The sequence below is a fragment of the Facklamia sp. P13069 genome, from assembly GCF_050409405.1.
Taxonomy (GTDB): Bacteria; Bacillota; Bacilli; order Lactobacillales; family Aerococcaceae; genus Facklamia.
This window is the reverse complement of the sequence record NZ_JBNUPN010000050.1, coordinates 1-2,977: the sequence shown is the minus strand read 5'-3', so window position 1 is coordinate 2,977 and position 2,977 is coordinate 1. Positions and strand designations below refer to the sequence as shown.

Below are 2,977 nucleotides of genomic sequence, written 5' to 3'. Positions count from 1 at the left end.
CAGAAGCTCCCTATTTTTATTTGTTTTATGTCACATATGTATTATCGTCTAACATGTTTGTGTTGTTACTACATAGATTACCAGACTCACTGGCTCTTTTTCTATTTTAAATGGCTAAGTTCATTTTACAATTCACCCTAAATTTTAGAATCTTCGGCTAGGTCAACAAGAAAAAATGGTTAACTTTAAAGAAACATATTCTTCTTAATTTGCTACGGAGGATGGTCGCTAAATATAAACGCATTCATCATAGTATTTATACCACATAGCCTACTCGAAGAACCGTTTATCCAAATAGTGTGGCAACTGTTTTCAGCTTCTTATAAACTAAATACAATGAATACGGAAGGAGGACTAAAATGAAATTAGAAATAGAGATTGATCCTACATTCGAGGAAACGCTTGTTAAAGTGATGGCAAACTCAATGAATCGTGATGTTGAATTGGTTCAGAGTTTGATTGAATCTTCTACGATGAAAAAAATCATCGGCTTTCAATCAGATAAAGCCACTTTACTTGAGCTGAATGAGATTATAAAGTTTTATACCGACAATAAAAAAGTATATGCACAGTCACTTGAGTCTGATTATCTCATCCGATTAAGAATGTATGATTTAGAAGAACGTTTTGGATTGATGAATTTTATCCGTATTTCTCAAGGAGAGTTAATTAACTTAGATTATGTAAAAAGACTTGACCTTTCTTACAAGGGAACAATTGCTGTAGAGTTAATGAATAATGAAGTGTTGTTTGTCTCTAGAAGAAGTCTAAAAAAATTTAAGGAAGCGTTAGGAATATAAGGAGGAGATATTCAATGGAACAGTTAAAAAAAATGATTTGCGGTGGATTTATCGGAGTAGGAATTGGTCATTTACTTAATTTATGGTTTTCATATATATATGGTGAGTACGTTCCCGGAGTTCCTAGTTTTTTAAAACAATATGATTCGATTTTAACGGCAGTTACTATTCAAACAATTATTTACATGCTATTGGGAATCATACAAGCAAGTGCTAACACAATTATGAAAAACGAAAAAAGAAGTCTGCTTTTAAATACTGTGCTTCATTTTGTAGTCATAATTCTACCTTTGTTAGCTGCTGGCTATTATTTACATTGGCAACGTGGGTTAACAGGTATTCTGTCTATTGGATTAATTAATACCATCATTTACTGTGGCATTTGGCTAGCTAATTATTTCTATATTAAATCGCAGATTAAAAAAATTAATCAAAAAATAAAATATAGAACTAAAAGTTAAGAAACTAATAAAATGAAGTCAATTTGACTATTTTAAGTCAACAAATTAGTAATGAGATCGATAGCTAGAAGCTTTCATTCAGGTGGTGACAGTAGTAATAAACAAACGAATATCACTAGTCATTTATTTGAGAATTTCAAGAGAATAGTATAAGATGGGCTTGTCGAAACGACTCTAAATATTTTTAAATTTTCATAGTTTGACTTAAGGAACAGGAGTGACATTGTGGTAGGGAAAAATAACAATTATTAAAAAAATGTCGGTCAATGGACCAAGATAATAAGTATGCTATTAGAAAGTTTACTGTTGGTTCATTTTCTGTTTTGATTTCTTCGTTTTTCTTTCTATCAGGAGCAAATCAAGTCAGTGTATCTACTCAAGACATAGCGCCTGAAGTCTCAGTATCCCTAACAGATGATGCTGTTAGTAAAGCTGACCAAAAGCTAATAGAATCGCCGAACGACCCATTACAAGCAGATAAATTTAATCCGCAGGCTACTGTCGAGTCGATTGAAATAGGAGAAACAGTCCATTTAATTGATCATGTGAAAGTGCCCGACTATGTTAAAGATCTGGACTTTAAAGGACAGCCGAAATTTGAAGATATTACACCATCTGGTGTAATTGATACTACTAAAGCGGGTGAGTATACAGGAAATGTTAAAGTAATTTATCCAGATGGAAGTTTTGAGACGATCAATGTGCCAGTAGTAGTAATTAATTCGGTAGTTCCTTAAAATGAAATATATACTCCAAAAGTAACACCAGAAACAATTCTTGTTGGAGATACGATTAACTTAACAGATAATGTTACTGTTCCAATTTTTGTTGTTGACCCTGATAATGATGGAGTATTGATATTTGAAGATGTGACTTTGGCCGGTGCGATTGATAGTACAACACCTGGTGAATACATTGGAAAAGTGAAAGTGACTTATCCAGACAACACATCAGAAATCGTTGATGTTCCGGTTACCGTTTTAGATAAAAAATCCAACATATATAATCCGACAGTAATTTCAGAAGTGATTGAAATTGGAGAAATAGTGAATCTAATCGAGAATGTTTTGTCCCTAGCTATATATATAAGACTCTAACTATCCAGGAATACCTAAATTTGAAGATGTGACTCCGGAGGAGGGAATAGATAATACAACCCCCGGTGAATATGTAGGACGAGTAAAAGTAATTTATTCAGATGGAACATTTGAAATTGTAACCGTTCCAGTAACTATAAAAACACCCGAAGCTTTACAATCGGATATCTATGTGCCTACTGTGACACCTGAAATTATTGGTATAGGTGGAAAAGCTGATTTAATTAATAATGTTAGTATTCCGGAATATGTGGTCAACCCTAAATTCCCAGGAAATCCAACTTTTGAAGACGTCACCCCTGTTGGTACGATTGATACGACCACCCCTGGTAACTACACAGGACTTGTGAAAGTGACTTATCCAGACGGTTCAACAGAAATTGTGGATGTGACAGTTACTGTAACGACACCAACCTCAGATGAAACTCAAGCATTATACTAAAGTGTGTGTAAACTAGGGAACCGCCGTATACGGAACCGTACGTACGGTGGTGTGAGAGGTCGGCTAGTCAACTAATGGCTAGCCTCCTACTCCTTTTCTTCCTGACACATATAATCTTGATATTAAAAGTATTCTATTTTTGAAATGAGAGTCGTTTTTACAGCCATAAGCATGGCG

The 2,977-nt window shown here is 34.2% G+C and carries 5 protein-coding genes; all 5 read left to right on the top strand.

The window, feature by feature from the left end; translation table 11 throughout:
* The first annotated feature begins 359 nt into the window (after nucleotides 1–359).
* Nucleotides 360–800 carry a LytTR family DNA-binding domain-containing protein gene (locus ACQV2T_RS09285; protein WP_428892111.1) on the top strand — a complete coding sequence of 147 codons (441 nt, stop codon included), beginning with the start codon at nucleotides 360–362 and terminating at the stop codon, nucleotides 798–800.
* Nucleotides 801–814: 14 nt separating this feature from the next.
* Complete coding sequence (locus tag ACQV2T_RS09280; RefSeq protein ID WP_428892110.1) at nucleotides 815–1,261, top strand: DUF3021 domain-containing protein; 447 nt, start codon at nucleotides 815–817, stop codon at nucleotides 1,259–1,261.
* Nucleotides 1,262–1,527: 266 nt separating this feature from the next.
* Complete coding sequence (locus ACQV2T_RS09275) at nucleotides 1,528–1,998, top strand: Rib/alpha-like domain-containing protein (RefSeq protein WP_428892109.1); 471 nt, start codon at nucleotides 1,528–1,530, stop codon at nucleotides 1,996–1,998.
* Between the two features lie 6 nt (nucleotides 1,999–2,004).
* On the top strand, nucleotides 2,005–2,358 hold the full coding sequence (locus ACQV2T_RS09270; RefSeq protein ID WP_428892113.1) for a Rib/alpha-like domain-containing protein: 354 nt from the start codon (nucleotides 2,005–2,007) through the stop codon (nucleotides 2,356–2,358).
* 10 nt (nucleotides 2,359–2,368) lie between these two features.
* Nucleotides 2,369–2,800, top strand: a complete 432-nt coding sequence (locus ACQV2T_RS09265; RefSeq protein ID WP_428892112.1) for a Rib/alpha-like domain-containing protein — start codon at nucleotides 2,369–2,371, stop codon at nucleotides 2,798–2,800.
* Nucleotides 2,801–2,977: the final 177 nt, after the last annotated feature.